General features: G+C 67.3%; 16 protein-coding genes and 1 pseudogene. 5 read left to right on the top strand and 12 right to left on the bottom strand.

Annotated elements, in window-relative coordinates:
* Nucleotides 1–48 precede the first annotated feature (48 nt).
* The 7 genes from FOC67_RS11565 to hcnA all read right to left on the bottom strand — a co-directional run bounded on the left by FOC67_RS11565 (nucleotide 49) and on the right by hcnA (nucleotide 6137).
* A complete protein-coding gene (locus FOC67_RS11565) occupies nucleotides 49–924 on the bottom strand; it encodes an NAD(P)-dependent oxidoreductase (protein ID WP_003089038.1) in 876 nt (291 codons plus the stop codon).
* Between the two features lie 5 nt (nucleotides 925–929).
* Nucleotides 930–1274 carry a putative quinol monooxygenase gene (locus tag FOC67_RS11560; RefSeq protein ID WP_003089035.1) on the bottom strand — a complete coding sequence of 115 codons (345 nt, stop codon included), beginning with the start codon at nucleotides 1272–1274 and terminating at the stop codon, nucleotides 930–932.
* Nucleotides 1271–2308, bottom strand: coding sequence for an NADP-dependent oxidoreductase (locus FOC67_RS11555; RefSeq protein WP_031686626.1), 1038 nt, complete (start codon nucleotides 2306–2308; stop codon nucleotides 1271–1273). Before FOC67_RS11555 ends, FOC67_RS11560 begins: the two co-directional genes overlap by 4 nt.
* A gap of 130 nt (nucleotides 2309–2438) precedes the next feature.
* Entirely contained in the window at nucleotides 2439–3023 is a 585-nt protein-coding gene (locus FOC67_RS11550) for a TetR/AcrR family transcriptional regulator (RefSeq protein WP_011666672.1), read from the bottom strand.
* 152 nt (nucleotides 3024–3175) lie between these two features.
* Nucleotides 3176–4429: a cyanide-forming glycine dehydrogenase subunit HcnC gene (gene hcnC / locus FOC67_RS11545; protein ID WP_003132105.1), complete on the bottom strand. Its 1254-nt coding sequence runs from the start codon at nucleotides 4427–4429 to the stop codon at nucleotides 3176–3178.
* A 2-nt stretch (nucleotides 4430–4431) separates the two neighbouring features.
* A complete protein-coding gene (gene hcnB, locus FOC67_RS11540; protein WP_009315733.1) occupies nucleotides 4432–5826 on the bottom strand; it encodes a cyanide-forming glycine dehydrogenase subunit HcnB in 1395 nt (464 codons plus the stop codon).
* The gene (gene hcnA / locus FOC67_RS11535; protein WP_003089025.1) at nucleotides 5823–6137 is read right to left on the bottom strand and encodes a cyanide-forming glycine dehydrogenase subunit HcnA; all 315 of its coding nucleotides are present in this window, start codon (nucleotides 6135–6137) and stop codon (nucleotides 5823–5825) included. The genes hcnB and hcnA overlap by 4 nt, the downstream gene beginning before the upstream one ends.
* Nucleotides 6138–6334: 197 nt before the next feature.
* Between hcnA and FOC67_RS29830 the strand changes: the two genes are divergently transcribed.
* Complete coding sequence (locus tag FOC67_RS29830) at nucleotides 6335–6601, top strand: alpha-amylase family glycosyl hydrolase (protein WP_003147575.1); 267 nt, start codon at nucleotides 6335–6337, stop codon at nucleotides 6599–6601.
* Here FOC67_RS29830 and FOC67_RS11525 read toward each other — a convergent pair.
* Nucleotides 6561–6974, bottom strand: coding sequence for a CBS domain-containing protein (locus FOC67_RS11525; RefSeq protein ID WP_003158711.1), 414 nt, complete (start codon nucleotides 6972–6974; stop codon nucleotides 6561–6563). The two genes, FOC67_RS29830 and FOC67_RS11525, sit on opposite strands and share 41 nt — an antisense overlap.
* Nucleotides 6975–7202: 228 nt before the next feature.
* Between FOC67_RS11525 and exoY the strand changes: the two are divergent.
* Nucleotides 7203–8338: pseudogene (gene exoY, locus FOC67_RS11520) on the top strand (type III secretion system adenylate cyclase effector ExoY).
* A 105-nt stretch (nucleotides 8339–8443) separates the two neighbouring features.
* Here the strand turns inward: exoY and FOC67_RS11515 are convergent.
* The 3 genes from FOC67_RS11515 to FOC67_RS11505 form a co-directional block, all read right to left on the bottom strand.
* A complete protein-coding gene (locus FOC67_RS11515; protein ID WP_009315731.1) occupies nucleotides 8444–8998 on the bottom strand; it encodes a ClpP family protease in 555 nt (184 codons plus the stop codon).
* 156 nt (nucleotides 8999–9154) lie between these two features.
* Entirely contained in the window at nucleotides 9155–9577 is a 423-nt protein-coding gene (locus FOC67_RS11510; protein WP_003089012.1) for a low affinity iron permease family protein, read from the bottom strand.
* Between the two features lie 27 nt (nucleotides 9578–9604).
* Nucleotides 9605–10819, bottom strand: a complete 1215-nt coding sequence (locus FOC67_RS11505) for a carboxylate-amine ligase (RefSeq protein ID WP_009315730.1) — start codon at nucleotides 10817–10819, stop codon at nucleotides 9605–9607.
* A 185-nt stretch (nucleotides 10820–11004) separates the two neighbouring features.
* Here FOC67_RS11505 and FOC67_RS11500 point away from each other — a divergent pair, with 185 nt between their 5' ends.
* Together FOC67_RS11500 and FOC67_RS11495 are read left to right on the top strand one after the other, a co-directional pair.
* Nucleotides 11005–12381 (top strand): iron-containing redox enzyme family protein, encoded by a 1377-nt coding sequence (locus FOC67_RS11500; protein WP_009315729.1) that lies wholly within the window; start codon nucleotides 11005–11007, stop codon nucleotides 12379–12381.
* A complete protein-coding gene (locus FOC67_RS11495; RefSeq protein ID WP_009315728.1) occupies nucleotides 12365–13315 on the top strand; it encodes a class I SAM-dependent methyltransferase in 951 nt (316 codons plus the stop codon). Before FOC67_RS11500 ends, FOC67_RS11495 begins: the two co-directional genes overlap by 17 nt.
* Here FOC67_RS11495 and FOC67_RS11490 read toward each other — a convergent pair.
* Nucleotides 13299–13520, bottom strand: a complete 222-nt coding sequence (locus FOC67_RS11490) for a hypothetical protein (RefSeq protein ID WP_009315727.1) — start codon at nucleotides 13518–13520, stop codon at nucleotides 13299–13301. The genes FOC67_RS11495 and FOC67_RS11490 overlap by 17 nt on opposite strands.
* A gap of 161 nt (nucleotides 13521–13681) precedes the next feature.
* On the opposite strand from FOC67_RS11490, the gene FOC67_RS11485 reads away from it, so the two are divergent.
* A complete protein-coding gene (locus FOC67_RS11485; RefSeq protein WP_003110768.1) occupies nucleotides 13682–14290 on the top strand; it encodes a Yip1 family protein in 609 nt (202 codons plus the stop codon).
* Nucleotides 14291–14292: the final 2 nt, after the last annotated feature.

Genomic DNA, 14292 nt, shown 5'->3' with positions numbered 1-14292 from the left:
ATTGCCGAACAGCTTCACGGGCCCTGTCGGGCCGTGCGCAGAACCTTTTCAGATTTGTCCCGATCGTGACAACGCTACCTTCGCCAGCGCCGTCCAGTCCGATTCCCCGTCGCCATGGGCGATGGCTTCGAGCAACACGTCGTGCAACAGACTGGCCAGCGGCAGCGGCACGTTGTGGCGCTTGCCGGCGGACAGCGCCAGGTCGACGTCCTTCAACCCGAGGACCAGGCGGAACCTGGCCGGGGTGAAACGCTGCTCGACGATCTGCGGGCCGTAGTTGCGATAGACAGGCGCATCGAAAAGCGTCGAGGACATGAGCTCCATGAAACGGCCGGGCTCGACGCCCAGGCGCTTCACCAGGGCGACGCTTTCGCCCATGCTTTCGATGGCGCTGGCGATCATGAAGTTACCAGAGATCTTCACCGCCATTGCGCTGCGCGGGTCTTTTCCGAAAAACCATGTCTTCTGTCCCATAATTTCCAGCAGTGCCTTGACTTGCTCGATGGCTTCCTCCGGACCGCCGACGACGATGTTCAGCTTGCCGGCCTCGGCCACGTCGGTGCGGCCGAACACCGGCGCGGCGACGAACGCGATGCCCTGGCGCTGGTGTGCCTGGTCGAGCGCCTCGACGCAATCGAGCGACAGGGTCGACATGCTCAGGTGGATTAGACCCGGCCTCGCCCGTTCGAGCGCACCGCTGTCGAGCAGCACGGCGCGAATCGCCTGGTCGTCCGCCAGCATGCTGATGACCACGTCGAGGCCGAACAGCTCGCCGACCTCCTCCGCCCTGGTCGCGCCCAGCGCCACCAGCGGCTCGCAGGCCGCCGCGGAACGGTTCCACAGCGTCACTTCGAGCCCCGCCTGCACCAGGCGGGTGGCCATGGCGGCGCCCATGCCGCCCAGGCCCAGAAATCCGACTTTCATCCGTTTCACTCCTCGTGGGGTCTTGTAGGTTCCGGATCTACCGGAGACAGGCTGGCCGCTGGCAGTTCCTCGAGAAGGAACACCTGGCGGTCCGCCAGGAGATCGGCGACGGCATCGGCCATCGCCCTGTAGTGCGGCATCCGTCGGTGCCGCTCGATGGCGTCGCGGTCGGCCCAGCGTTCGACGAAGACGAAGCGCCCGGCCTCGTCGAGGCTCCGGTGCAGGACGTAGGACAGGCAGCCGTCCTCGGCCCGCGACGGCTGCACGCAGGCCAGCAGCAGCCGCTCGACCTCCGCCGCCCTGCCCTCGCGCGCCTGCAACAGCGCTACCACGCGGATCGCCTGGTTCATGCGTCGGCTCCGACGCGCACCACCAGCTTGCCGAAATTGCGTCCCTGGAGCAGGCCGAAGAAGGCCTCGGGGGCATTCTCCAGGCCTTCGACCCGCTCTTCGCGGTACTGGATGAGGCCGTCGGCGAACCACTTCGACATGTCGCGCTGGAATTCATCGTAGCGATGGCCGTAGTCGTCGAAGATGATGAAGCCCTGCACCTTGATGCGCTTGCGCAGGATCGTGCCCATCAGCGCCGGCAAGCGGTCCGGCCCGGGCGGCAGGTCGGTGTCGTTGTAGTGGGCGACGATACCGCAGACCGGGATCCGGGCCTTGGCGTTGAGCAGCGGAAAGACGGCGTCGAAGACCTTGCCGCCGACGTTCTCGTAATAGATGTCGATGCCGTCCGGGCAGGCCTCGGCCAGTCGTTCGGCGAAGTCCGCGGCATGGTGGTCGAGGCAGGCATCGAAGCCGAGCACCTGCACGGCGTGGCGGCATTTTTCCGCACCGCCGGCGACGCCGACCACCCGGCAGCCCTTGAGCTTGCCGATCTGTCCGACGGTGGCGCCGACCGGCCCGGTGGCGGCGCCCACCACCAGGGTCTCGCCGGCCTGGGGCTTGCCGATGTCGAGTAGGCCCATGTAGGCGGTGAAGCCGGGCATGCCGAGCAGGCCCAGGGCGTAGGACGGATGCTCCGGCGACTCGCCCAGGCGCGCCAGGCCGCTGCCGTCGGAAAGCGCGTAGTCCTGCCAGCCGTTGGCCGAGAGTACCCAGTCGCCGACCTTGAACCCGGGATGGTTCGAGGCTTCCACCCGGCTGACCGTGCCGCCGACCATGACCGCGCCGAGTTCCACCGGCGGCGCGTAGGACGGCGCGTCGCTCATCCGTCCGCGCATGTAGGGATCGAGCGACAGGTAGACGGTGCGCAGCAGCACCTGGCCCGCGCCGGGCTCAGGAAGCGGAACCTGCTCGATGCGGAAGTTATCCCGGGTCGGGGCGCCGTGGGGGCGCGAGGCGAGGACGATGCGGCGGTTGACCTGCGTGGATTGGGACATATCCAGACTCCTCTGTCTGACGCATGTGGCGAACGGTTCATACCGTGCGCGGTATAAATTAGACCAGTCGACTACTAACAGGCCGAAAAAATACCCGCCTCTCGCGGGGCGGGTATTTCCTGGCGGAACCTCAGATTTCCAGCAGGCTGCGGGTGGTCTGCATGGCTGTTTCCAGCGGTCCCGGGCTGCGGTGCAGCTTGCTCAGCAGGCTCGCGCCGAGCCACAACTGGTACAGCGCGCTGGCCATGTGCCGGGCATCGCAGGGCGCGAGGGAGCCGTCGTCGCGGCCCTGCCCGAGGCAGCCGACCAGGCGTTCGATGATCCCGTCGGAGCCGTCGCGCAGGGTGATGCGCATGCTTTCCGAAAGGTCCGCGACCTCGGCGCTGAGCTTGACCACCAGGCAGCGCTGCTCGTCGCAGGGCGGGCAGGCGTTGTCCAGCCACTTCTGCCAGTAGCTCATCAGTCGTTCGCGGGCATTCAGCCCTGGCGCGGAGAAGCGTTGGTCCATGTCCGCCAGGTAGACGCGGAAGTAGTCCTCCAGCAGGGCCTGGCCGAACTGTTCCTTGGATTTGAAGTAATGGTAGAACGAGCCCTTGGGAACGCCCGCGGTCTGCAGGATTTCGTTGAGGCCGACGCCGGAGAAGCCTTTGACCGCCATGATCCGGTATCCGGTATCGAGCAGATGCTGGCGGGTGTCGTCGTAGCTGGGTTTCATGGACGCACGGTAGCTTGAATTAGACCAGTCGTCTAGAAATAATTCGAAGCCATGAGTATAGCGCCGACGGCAACTGCGCCGCTGTCGGGAACCGTGCGGAACGGACGCCGGTCCGGCGCCCGCCCCGCTCCGCGGATTTACCCCTCGCGGACCTAGCAGGCCGCGACCGCCACGGCGGCAGGCTCCGGCTGGAAGCGCGCGGCGAGGAACGGCGCGATGTCCAGCGGCAGCGTCTCTTCGTGGACCAGCCGGTCGAGCAGCACCCCGGTGATCGCCGAGGTGAGGATGCCGGTGCGGAAATGCCCGCAGGCGTTCAGGTAGCCCTCCACCTCCGCCACCGGACCGAGAATCGGCAGTTCGTCCGGCGAGCCCGGGCGCAGGCCGGCCCAGGTGCGCTTGAGGTTGACCTGTTGCAGCTCCGGCACGCAACGCACCGCGCCCTGCACCAGGCCGGCGATTTCCGGGAAGGTGTTGCTGACGTCGAAGCCCTTGTCCTCGGTGGTGCTGCCGATCAGTATCTCGCCGTTGTCCTTCTGCGCCATGTAGCAGTCGCTGGTGGTCAGGCAACCGTTCAGCAGTCGCGGCATGCGCTCGGTGAGGACGATCTGGCCCTTCACCGGCTTCACCGGGATGCGCCGGCCGGTGGCCATTTCGCTGAGTTCGGCGGCCCAGGCGCCGGCGGCGTTGATCAGGGTCCGGCAATGCAGCACCCCGGCATTGTCCGTGCGCACTCCGCTGATCCGCCGGCCCTGGCGCAGCACGCCGGTGACGTTGGTTCCCAGCAACAGCTCGACGCCGTTCTGGCGCGCCGCCTCCAGGTAGGCGTCGGCCAGGCGGAACGGGCTGACCTGGTGGTCGCAGAGGAATTCCAGCGCGCCATGGGCCGCGTGGCTGACCGCCGGCTCGGCACGACGCAGTTCTTCGCGGTCCAGCCAGCGTACCTGCTCGGCCAGATGCGGGATCTGCGCCACGATGTGCTCGGCGTACTGGCGATCCTCGTCGTCCTGGATCACGTATTTCAGGCCGGTGCGCTCGAACTTGAAGTCCATCCCGTGGCGTTCGATCAGTTCCCGGTGCAGTTCCGGGTACAGCGCGTTGGATTGCAGGGCGAGGTCGAAGAACGCCGGCGGCAGGATGTGCGGCGTGCTCGCGTCCACCGCCACCGCCGCGCCCTGGGCCTCGCGCCGGTTGCGGGAGGACATCATGCGGAAGAAGATCACCCCGCAGCCCAGCCCCACCGATTCGCCGATGGCCCAGAGGCCGCCGGCCGAGGCGCGGGTGGCGTTGCCCGGTCGCTTGTCGTCGACCACGGCGATGCGCAGGTTGCCGCGCCTGGACAGTTGGTAGGCGCAGGACGCGCCGATCACGCCGCCGCCGGCAATCACGATGTCATAGGTTCTGTTCATGTTCAGGCTTCCGTACCGAGGTTCTGGAATGCGGAAAACGGGATCGGATCGATCGGGAAACGCGGTCGCAGCCAGCCGACGTCGTGGCGTCCGGTGGCGCGGCGCAGGCGATCGCTGCAGTAGCCGATGCACATCCGCCCCTGGCAGTCGCCCATGCCGGCGCGGGTGCGCATCTTCAGCCCGGCGATGTCCTGCACGCCCTGTTCGAGCGCGCGCTCGATGTCGCCGCGGGTGACCTGTTCGCAGCGGCAGATAACCGTATCGGCCCGCGCCAGTTCGACCTGGCGGGCGCCGCGCTGGGTGTAGCGCTCGACTCCGGCGCGGAAGCGCTTGATCGCCTCCAGCCGGGCGAGATGGGATTCTCGGCGTTCGATGGCCTCGGCGGGCGCGATGGCCTCGCGTTGCAGGAGGATCGACAAGGCCGCGATGCGCCCGCCGATCATCGCCGCCTCGCCGCCGCGGATACCCGCCATGTCGCCGGCCAGGTGGATGTGCGGTTGGCTGCTCTGCTGCCAGACGTTGCATTCCGCGCGCAGGTATCCGTCGTCGCTGAAGCCGTGCTCCAGGCCCAACTGCTGGCTGAGCTGGGTGCGCGGGATGAAGCCATAGCCGACCGCCAGGGTGCTGGCCTTCACCGGTCGCGCGTTTTCCAGGTCGGGCCGCCACTCTTCGTCGTAGGGCGCTACCGTCACTTCCGTCAGTTCCCCCTCGCCGCTGGCCTCCACCACGCCCCAGCCATAGTGCAGCGGAATGCCGTTGAGCTTGAGATAGCCGAGCATGCTCAGGCCGTCGAGGAACAGTTGCGGCTTGTTCAGCAGCGCCAGGCTTTCCCTGGCCATGCGGCCGAACGCGCAGGCCTCGTAGACCCCGGCGACACGTACCCCGGCCGCATGCAGCTGGCAGGCCACCAGTGGCAGCAGCGGGCCGCTGCCGGCGATCAGGGTATCGCCCAGGGGCTTCACCACGCCGCTCTTGATCTGCAATTGCAGGCCGCCGAGGAGCATCACCCCGGGCAGGGTCCAGCCGGGGAACGGCACGCTGCGCTCATGGCAGCCGGTGGCCAGGAGCAGGTGCGAATACTCCACCTCGTGCAGCCGTTCCGCCTCGTCGAGGACCATCAGGCGCTGGCCGTCGCCGCCGACCACGCGGCTGTTCAGGCGCAGGTCGATGTGCCCGGCGCAGGCGGAGAAATCGCGCCGCAGTTTTTCCAGCATCCGGGTGTAGCGCGCGCCGAGGTAGGCCGGATCGACGCCGGCCCGCAAGGGGCCGCGATAGACCACCCCGCCGGGACGCGAGGCCTCGTCGAAGAGGATGCAGGGGACCCCGCGCCTGGCCAGCTCGATGGCTGCGGCCATGCCGGCCGAGCCGCCGCCGACGATCACCGGGCGCAGGTTCATGGCCGTTCCTCCCGGTCGAAGCGGTTGCTTTCGGTTTCCACCCGCATGCCCGGCCGGACGACGGTCTGGCAGGCGCGGCGCTTGGGCCGGCCGTCGATGGCGACCAGGCAGCAGTGGCATACGCCCATGCCGCAGAAGGCGCCGCTGGCCTGGCCATGGTCGTTGCGCGCGAGCCGGCGCAGGCCCACGGCATTGAGCACGTTGAGCACGGTCTCACCGGCAGCCGCCGCGACGGGCTGGCCATTGAGGTGGATGGTCATGTCTGCCCGCGAGAGGGGCTGGATATCGTGTTGACGTTCAAGAAGGTGCATTGCCCTTTCATCCGTGAGAGAGAGTCGGGAGCCGGCGACACTAGGAGTCGGGCCGGGCGCGGACATTGATCCATGACAGGTGGGTATCTTCCCCTGCCAATTCTGGTAGGTGGGGTGCAGGTGTTCGCGCGGAAAAGTCGAACCCGCGCCTACCCCAGGGTGCCAAGCAGCAAAGCCGGCTCACCCGTGGAGGCCCCATGCTGCAATCCTTCCAGCCGCCCTGGTGGAAACGCGCGGTGATCTATCAGGTCTACCCGCGTTCGTTCACCGACAGCGACGGCGACCTGCCCGGCCTGGTCGCGCGCCTGGACCACCTGCGCCGCCTTGGCGGCGACGCCCTCTGGCCGTCACCGGTGTATCGCTCGCCCGACCCCGGCGCTGCCGCCGCAGATCGCCACCACCCGTCGTTCCGTCATGTCCGACTCAGTGCGCGCGGGCCACGCCGCGCAAGAGGTTGGCGCTGAGCTTGTCGGTGTTGCAGGTCGCGATGTTGGCCAGCGAGACGATGCCTACCAGGCGCTTGTTGCGATCCATTACCGGCAAGCGGCGCTTCTCCAGTTGCGCCATGTTCTTCGCCACATGGTCCACTTCCTCGTCCTCGAAGCAGTAGCGCAGTTCCCCGCTCATCACCTCGCGCACCGGGCGGTCGGCTCCGAGTCCATCGGCGAGGCCGCGCACCGCCAGGTCGCGGTCGGTGACCACGCCGGTCAGGCGCTCGCCCTCGTTGACCAGCAAGGCGCCGATATCGGCTTGGCGCATCAGCAGCGCCGCCTCGCCGAGGGTGGTCTGGGGGGTGACGGTACGTACTTCGCGACTCATGATTTCACGGACTTTCATCGTTCTGTCTCCTTCTTCCGGCGCGCCGTTTTCGGCGCGGCTCTCCCTGCTTGTGAATCGCCCGCATGTGGGGAGTTCGAAGTTTCTTCCCGGCGTCGCAGCCATCTACCTAGCGCTCGCGCGGGCAGCGTGCGGAAAACAAAAAATTTGTCCGCGTTTTCTGATATCTCGCCGCTGCCCGGATTCTTATTCTCGACTCCTTCTTTGGCATATGCGGGAAAACGAACCATGCGTATCGACGGTCATCGTCAGGTGGTTTCTAACGCAACGGCACAGCCCGGACCGCTACTGCGCCCTGCGGATATGCAGGCACGGGCTCTACAGGACCTGTTCGATGCGCAGGGGGTGGGGGTTCCCGTCGAACATGCCTTGCGCATGCAGGCGGTGGCCAGGCAGACGAATACCGTCTTTGGCATTCGCCCGGTTGAAAGAATCGTCACTACGCTGATCGAAGAGGGTTTCCCGACCAAGGGCTTCTCGGTGAAGGGGAAAAGCTCGAACTGGGGTCCGCAGGCGGGGTTCATCTGTGTCGACCAGCATCTCAGCAAGCGGGAAAACCGCGACACGGCGGAAATACGCAAGCTGAACCTGGCTGTGGCGAAGGGAATGGATGGCGGAGCCTATACCCAGACCGACCTGCGTATCTCTCAGCAACGCCTTGCGGAGCTGGTGCGGAATTTCGGCCTGGTGGCAGACGGTGTCGGGCCGGTTCGCCTCCTGACCGCGCAGGGCCCCAGCGGTAAACGCTATGAGTTCGAGGCCCGCCAGGAGCCGGACGGTCTCTACAGGATCAGCCGCCTGGGGCGGTCGGAAGCGGTGCAGGTACTGGCCAGCCCGGCTTGCGGGCTGGCGATGACCGCCGATTATGACCTCTTCCTGGTAGCGCCCTCGATCGAGGCGCATGGCAATGGTGGTCTCGATGCAAGAAGGAATACCGCGGTCAGATACACCCCCCTCGGTGCAAAGGATCCCCTGAGCGAGGACGGATTCTATGGCAGGGAGGATATGGCCAGGGGAAACATCACTCCGCGCACGCGGCAACTGGTGGACGCCCTCAATGACTGCCTGGGCCGGGGGGAGCACAGGGAGATGTTTCACCACAGCGACGATGCGGGCAACCCAGGCTCCCATATGGGTGACAACTTCCCGGCCACCTTCTACCTTCCCCGGGCCATGGAGCATCGGCTCGGAGAAGAGTCCGTTCGCTTCGATGAGGTCTGCGTGGTGGCGGATCGGAAGAGCTTTTCCTTGCTGGTCGAGTGCATCAAGGGCAACGGCTATCACTTCACCGCCCATCCCGACTGGAACGTGCCGCTGCGGCCCAGCTTCCAGGAGGCGCTCGACTTTTCCAACGTAAGGTCTGATGCGCGAAGGTCGTTGGCAAAGCCCGCTTTCCCCGGCGGCATGGGCATCCTGCCGCCTGTCCAAGGCCTTCCGCTTGCCGGAATATGCTGGGCGGCGCGGGGAAGCTAGGAATGGATACTCCACTGGCAGGCGGAAGCGGGTATAGGCGAATCGTCCACCGTATGGATCAGTCCGCAAGCCAGGGCGTCTTCCGGACCGAGGATGCGCGGATAGGCCATCAGGTAGCTCGGGATGTCCAGGCGTTCCGGCGCATCACGGGTGTTCTCGGCGACGATCCGGGCGTAAAGCTCCAGGTCGTAGTCGAGGCTCATCGCATATTCCGCCATCCGCGCATGGTCCACCGCGCCATGCAGGGTCCAGTGGAAAGGATGGAACAGGAACTTGCTGTGGGCACTGGCGCTGCGTCGCTCGCCGGCGAGGAACAGGATGTTGCCCATCGACTCGACGGTACCCAGGTTGTGGGTATGTATCGGCACCGGCAGCGCGCGCAGGAAGTTGTACAGGGTAAAGCCGTAGCTGCATTCCCCGCCCATGGTGGCGATGTTGATCCGCAACTCCTCGGCCTCCTGTTGCAGGATCTTGGCGCAAGTGTTGATCAGATTGCCGCAGGTGGACGAATTGATCGGCCCGGTGAAATGGATGATGTGCTGCTTGGACATGCTCGCCTCTCTTTCCGTATCGGTTCCTCGACGGTCTGCACGGGTTTCCCTACAGAGGATTGTCGCGCCTGCGCCGCGAGCCATCGGCGCGACGAATGGCAGTGCCGGCCAGGAACCAGGCACGATGAGCACGCGGCTGCCTTACGCAGGGAGGCTTCAGGCGTCGCGCTGTCGTTCCTCGCAGGCGCATTCGCGGGCTTCTTCGCTGGCTACGCCCTGCGGCGTATCTCCATCCCGCTCACCCATCCGCTGGTAGCGCTCACGCAGTTCGCGCAAGGTGTCGGCGTCCAGGTCGTCGAGTCCGAGCAGCGCGTTGTGGGCGCGCCGGGTGCTGCGCAGCAGTTCGTCGATCTTGATGTGCAGCGCATCGGTATCGCGGTTCTGGGTGTTCTGGATGAGGAAGACCATGAGGAAGGTAACGATGGTGGTCGAGGTATTGATCACCAGTTGCCAGGTATCGTTGAAGTCGAAGAACGGCCCGCTGATCGCCCATGCCAGGATCAATCCGAGGGCGATGACGAAGGTCGGCGGCCGGCCGCTCCAGTTGGACAGGCGTTGGGCGAATCGGGAAAAGCTCATGGTGGCGAACCCCCTGTGACGTTCTCCCTACTCCTGACCGCGGATTGACATCGGCGCTCCAGCGGCCGGACGGAATGACCGGCCGCCTTCGTGGGCGCGCTTGCCGGCCGGACCGGCCAAGGCCGGCTGGAGATTCTCCTCCAGCAGTTCTTCCACCAGCCGGCGCAGCGCCACGTGCCGTTCCTGGCCCGCTGCGCGCAATGTCTGGTAGCGCCGCAACTGGCGACTGGCGGAGGTCTCTCCGAGCAATCCACGGGCATGCTCGTAGGCCCATTCGTTGCCCTGGCGGGCCTGCGGCCGGCACTGTCGCCAGGCCATTTCCAGCCAGTCCCCGGCACCTACGGCGCGGCCGCCGACGAGATAGCGGCCGGCGCAACCGTAACGCAGCGCCTGCCAATAGTTTTCCTCCAGGCAGGCGTCGCGCGCGACCGGCAACGTACGCGGGCCCGCGCCTAGCGCTTCGCCCACCAGCGCCCTGAACAGCCCGGCCAGGCTCAGCGCGTCGGCCAGGCGCGGGCAGGCGTCGCAGATACGCAGCTCCAGGGTCGGCACATGGGATGACGGCCGGATCATCCACCAGACCTGGCCATCCTCGCGGATGCAGCCGGCCTCGCGCAGCAGCGCCAGGTGGCGGCGATAGGCGTCCTCGTCGGGCAAGGCAGGAGGAATGTTCATCCTCGGCCACTCGCCGCACAGCGCCCGTCGATAGCTCGCCAGGCCGCTGCGCCGGCCGCCGCGGAACGGCGAGGATGCGCTCAACGCCAGCAGCAGCGGCAGCCACGGCAACACGCGCTGGAGCACGGCCATGCGGTCGTGGCTCGGCGGTATCTCCACATGCACGTGCAGGCCGCAGACCAGGCTGCGCCGGGCCACCCGCCCCTGGTCCTCGAACAGGCGGGCGAAGTGCGCCGCCGGGTTGCTTCGCGCCCGCCGCCAGTCGGCGAAGGGATGGGTGCCGACGCAGAGCGAGCGCAGGCCGAAGTCCATGGCCAGATGCGCCAGGCGTTGCCGGGCCTGCCCGTGGAAGCGCGCGGCCTCGGCCAGGGTGGAGAACACCGGGCTGGCCACCTCGACCTGGCATTCGAACATCTCCTCGGCGAAATGCTCGCCGAGCGTGTCGCGGCAGGCCGCGACGAATCCGGCGGGTGCGGAGCGGACGATGTCCAGGTCGGAGGCATCGAGCAGGAAGAATTCTTCCTCGATGCCGAAGCGAAGGCCGCTGGCGGCCAGGTCGTGGGTCATCGGCGCAGCTCCCGGGGTTTGTCTCGGGAAGACGCCGGAGTGCCCTCGAGGTTCGTTTTTTCCGCCGTGAGGTTCCCCGGCGCGCCACCGATCCTGCCAGTGAAACCTTTTTCCCCTGGTATCACTCGCACCCATATGTGTGGTCGCCCCGGCCGCCCCCGCAAACCCACGACAAGGAACGCGACATGAGCCTGTCTTCGCCCCTCCCTGCCTCCAGTGCAAGCCCTTCGCCCAGGGTCCGCGACCTGTACCACGCCCTGCTCGACGAGCCCCGCGAGCATCTCGAAGCCGCCGGCGAGTTCCTCGACCAGCAATTGAGCCTGGCCGCCACCCATGACGACGACCTGCCGGAGGACCCCGCCGATTGGCCGGCCTGGCTCGATGCCGGGGCCCGGCGCACCGCCGAGGCGCATGCCGAATACCTCCGGGCACGTCGGCGCGGCGAAGGGCGACGCTACTTCCAGGTTCCCTCCCAGGCGATGCACTTCATTCGCAGCGTGGCCCCGACCAAGCTGGTCGATGGCGCCTGGCTCTATGGGCTGTTGCCGCATCATGGCGAGGAACGCCTGCGGCCGCTGCTGGAGACCTTCCTCGAAGAACTCGGCGACGGCGTCCCGGCACGCAACCACGTCCTGCTCTACCGGCGCCTGCTGGCCAGCATCGGCAGCGAGGAAGTCGAAGGCCTCAGCGACCTGCACTACCTGCAGGGCACCCAGCAACTCGCCCTCGGCCACCTCGCCGCGGACTACCTGCCCGAAGTGATCGGCTACAACCTCGGCTACGAGCAACCGCCGCTGCACCTGTTGATCACCACTCAGGAGCTGCGCGAGCTGGGCTTCGACTCCTACTACTTCCAGTTGCACGTGACCATCGACAACGCCGCCAGCGGGCATGCGCGCAAGGCCCTGCGCGCGCTCTACGACAACCTGCCGCAGCTTGGCGGGCGCGCGGCCTTCCTCGAACGGGTGAGGAACGGCTACCGCCTGAACGAGGTCGGCCTGAGCACCGAGCAGGTGATCGACGGCTTCGATCTCGAGGAAGAATTGCTGGCCATGTTCGAGCGCAAGCGCCCCTACGCCGCCGGTATGCATTCGGATCGTTGCCGGATCGGCGGGCGCACGGTGAACCAGTGGCTGGCGGTGCCCGGGCGGTTCCCGGCGTTTCTCGCCTGCCTGGAGGAAGAGGGCTGGATCCGGCGCCATGCCGATCCGCGCGGCAGCCGTTTCTGGAACCTGATCGAGGGCGACCGGGCGGCGATGTTCGGAGTCTTCACTCCCTACGAGCGGCAGTTGCTGTACGACTGGATCGCTGGCGACTGGCAAGCCCCCGCTCCGGCGGACAGGGACCCGCTTGCGCCGCTGGCGGAGCCGGCGACGGCGGGCAGCGACGTGGACGCCGAGCAGGTCGCGCTGCGACGCGAGCTGCTGCGGCTATCCCCCGAGCAGGGCGTCGCACGCCTTCTCGAACTGATGGCCCCGCACCGCCACCACGGACCCGCCGGTCTCCTTGCCACGCGGATGTTCAGCCAGCGCTGGAGGGCCGCCCATGCCCAGCCTGAATGATCCGCGCCTGGACGTCCTGGTCAGCCTCGGCAACTGGTTGCGAGGCCAGGACTACCGTTTCGTCACCGTCACCCCGGCTACCCATGAGCGCGTCAACGCCCGCCCGGAAAACCGCATGGCCCGGGACCTGGCCGGCATCTTCGGCTGGAGCCGGGCATTCGCCGGGGAAAGCCTGCCGGCCGACTGGCTGACCCTTCTTGCCGGCACCGACCTGATCCGCCGCGAGGCGGACGGCTGGCGCAGCCAGGTGCGCGTCTCCAGCCTCGGCGAGCAACTGTTCGTCCATTCGGCCTTCCCTACCCTGGCCGCCGACGCGGTGTTCTTCGGCCCCGACACCTACCGCTTCGACCGGCTGATCCGCAGCCACCTGGCATCGTCCGATCCGGCACGCATCCGCCGTGCGGCGGATATCGGCTGCGGCGCCGGCCCCGGCGCGATCCGCATCGCCATGGCCTGCCCGGACGCCGAAGTACACGGGCTGGATATCAATCCGGCGGCGCTCGACCTGGCGCGGGTCAACGCGGCGCTGGCCGGGGTCGGTAACCTGACCCTGGCGCGTAGCGACCTGCTGAGCCAGGCGCCCGGTCGCTTCGACCTGATCGTGGCCAACCCGCCCTATCTCCTGGATGCCTCGGAGCGCGCCTACCGGCATGGTGGCGGGATGCTCGGCGCCGGGCTCTCGCTGGCAATCGTCGATGCCGCCCTCGAGCGCCTGGAAGCCGGCGGCAGCCTGCTGCTGTATACCGGGGTGGCGATGGTCGAAGGCGGCGATCCATTCCTCGCCCGCATCCGCGAACGCCTGGCGTCTCGGGAGTGGGAGTGGGACTACCAGGAACTGGACCCGGACGTGTTCGCCGAAGAGTTGGACAGCCCCGCCTACCGCGAAGCCGAGCGGATCGCCGTGGTCGGCCTGCGGGTCACTCGCCCCGCCTGAGGCGCTCCAGGCCTTCCACCAGGTCCTCGTTCAGGCGCTGCCAGCGCTCGGCCACCTCGGCCTCGGCCGGAATCACCGCGAGGACCTCGCCATCCACCCACTCCCAGGGCAGGCACAGGCGTTCCGCCTCGGCCCGGCTGGCGGCGCGCACGGTGCGGGCGAAACGCCGCCAGCCGCGCATGTGCTGGATTTCGTAGGTGGTCATGGGCTCCTCCGGAAGACAGGGACGTTTGTCTTTCGGCGCTCCCCGCGTCTTCCGGTTCAAGGCCCTGGATGGGTGGTCGCGGACCGCCCGGCACGCCACCTGAACCCCCTCGCGCCGGGCCGGTCCAGACTCCTGAACGCCACAGAAAAGAGGTGCCCGTCATGACCCGCGAAATGGCTCGGCTACTGATCAGTCCCACCAATGCCTGGCCTCGTCTGCGCCAGGACTACGACCATCACCCTTTCGCCTTCCTCGTTCCGCTGTTGCTGTTGCCGCTGCTGCCGGCGGCCTGCCTGTTCATCGGCACGACCCAGGTCGGCTGGTCGCTGCCGGGCAACGACAGCGTGCAACACCTCTCCAGCGGCAGCGCCCTGCTGCTGGCGACGATGTGTTACCTGGGCTTCGTCGCCGGCGTGGTGATCATGGGCTTCTTCGTACGCTGGGTGCTGTTCCGCACGCCGTCGCGCCCCAGCGTACCGGGCAGCCTGACCTTCACCACGGCGATCGCCGTGCCCTTGATGCTCGCCGGGATCGTCGCCCTGGTGCCCTGGCGGGTCCTCCTGCTGCTGGCCGCGGCGGCTGCCTGCGCCTACTCGGTACGCCTGCTGTTCACCGGCCTGCCGCTGTTCATGCGCATGCAGGAGCGGCAGACATTGTTCTACGCCTTCTGCATCCTCGGCGTCGGCTTCCTGACCCTGCTGACCACCGCCTTCATCTTCATCGAGTTCTGGGGGCAAAGCCTGGCCGGCAGCGGCGAGTACCTGCGCTGAGG

The sequence above is a fragment of the Pseudomonas sp. FDAARGOS_761 genome (genome assembly GCF_013343155.1).
In the GTDB taxonomy this organism is placed as follows: Bacteria; Pseudomonadota; Gammaproteobacteria; order Pseudomonadales; family Pseudomonadaceae; genus Pseudomonas; species Pseudomonas aeruginosa.
The sequence above is the reverse complement of the archived record's forward strand: the minus strand, read 5'-3'. Positions and strand labels throughout refer to the sequence as shown.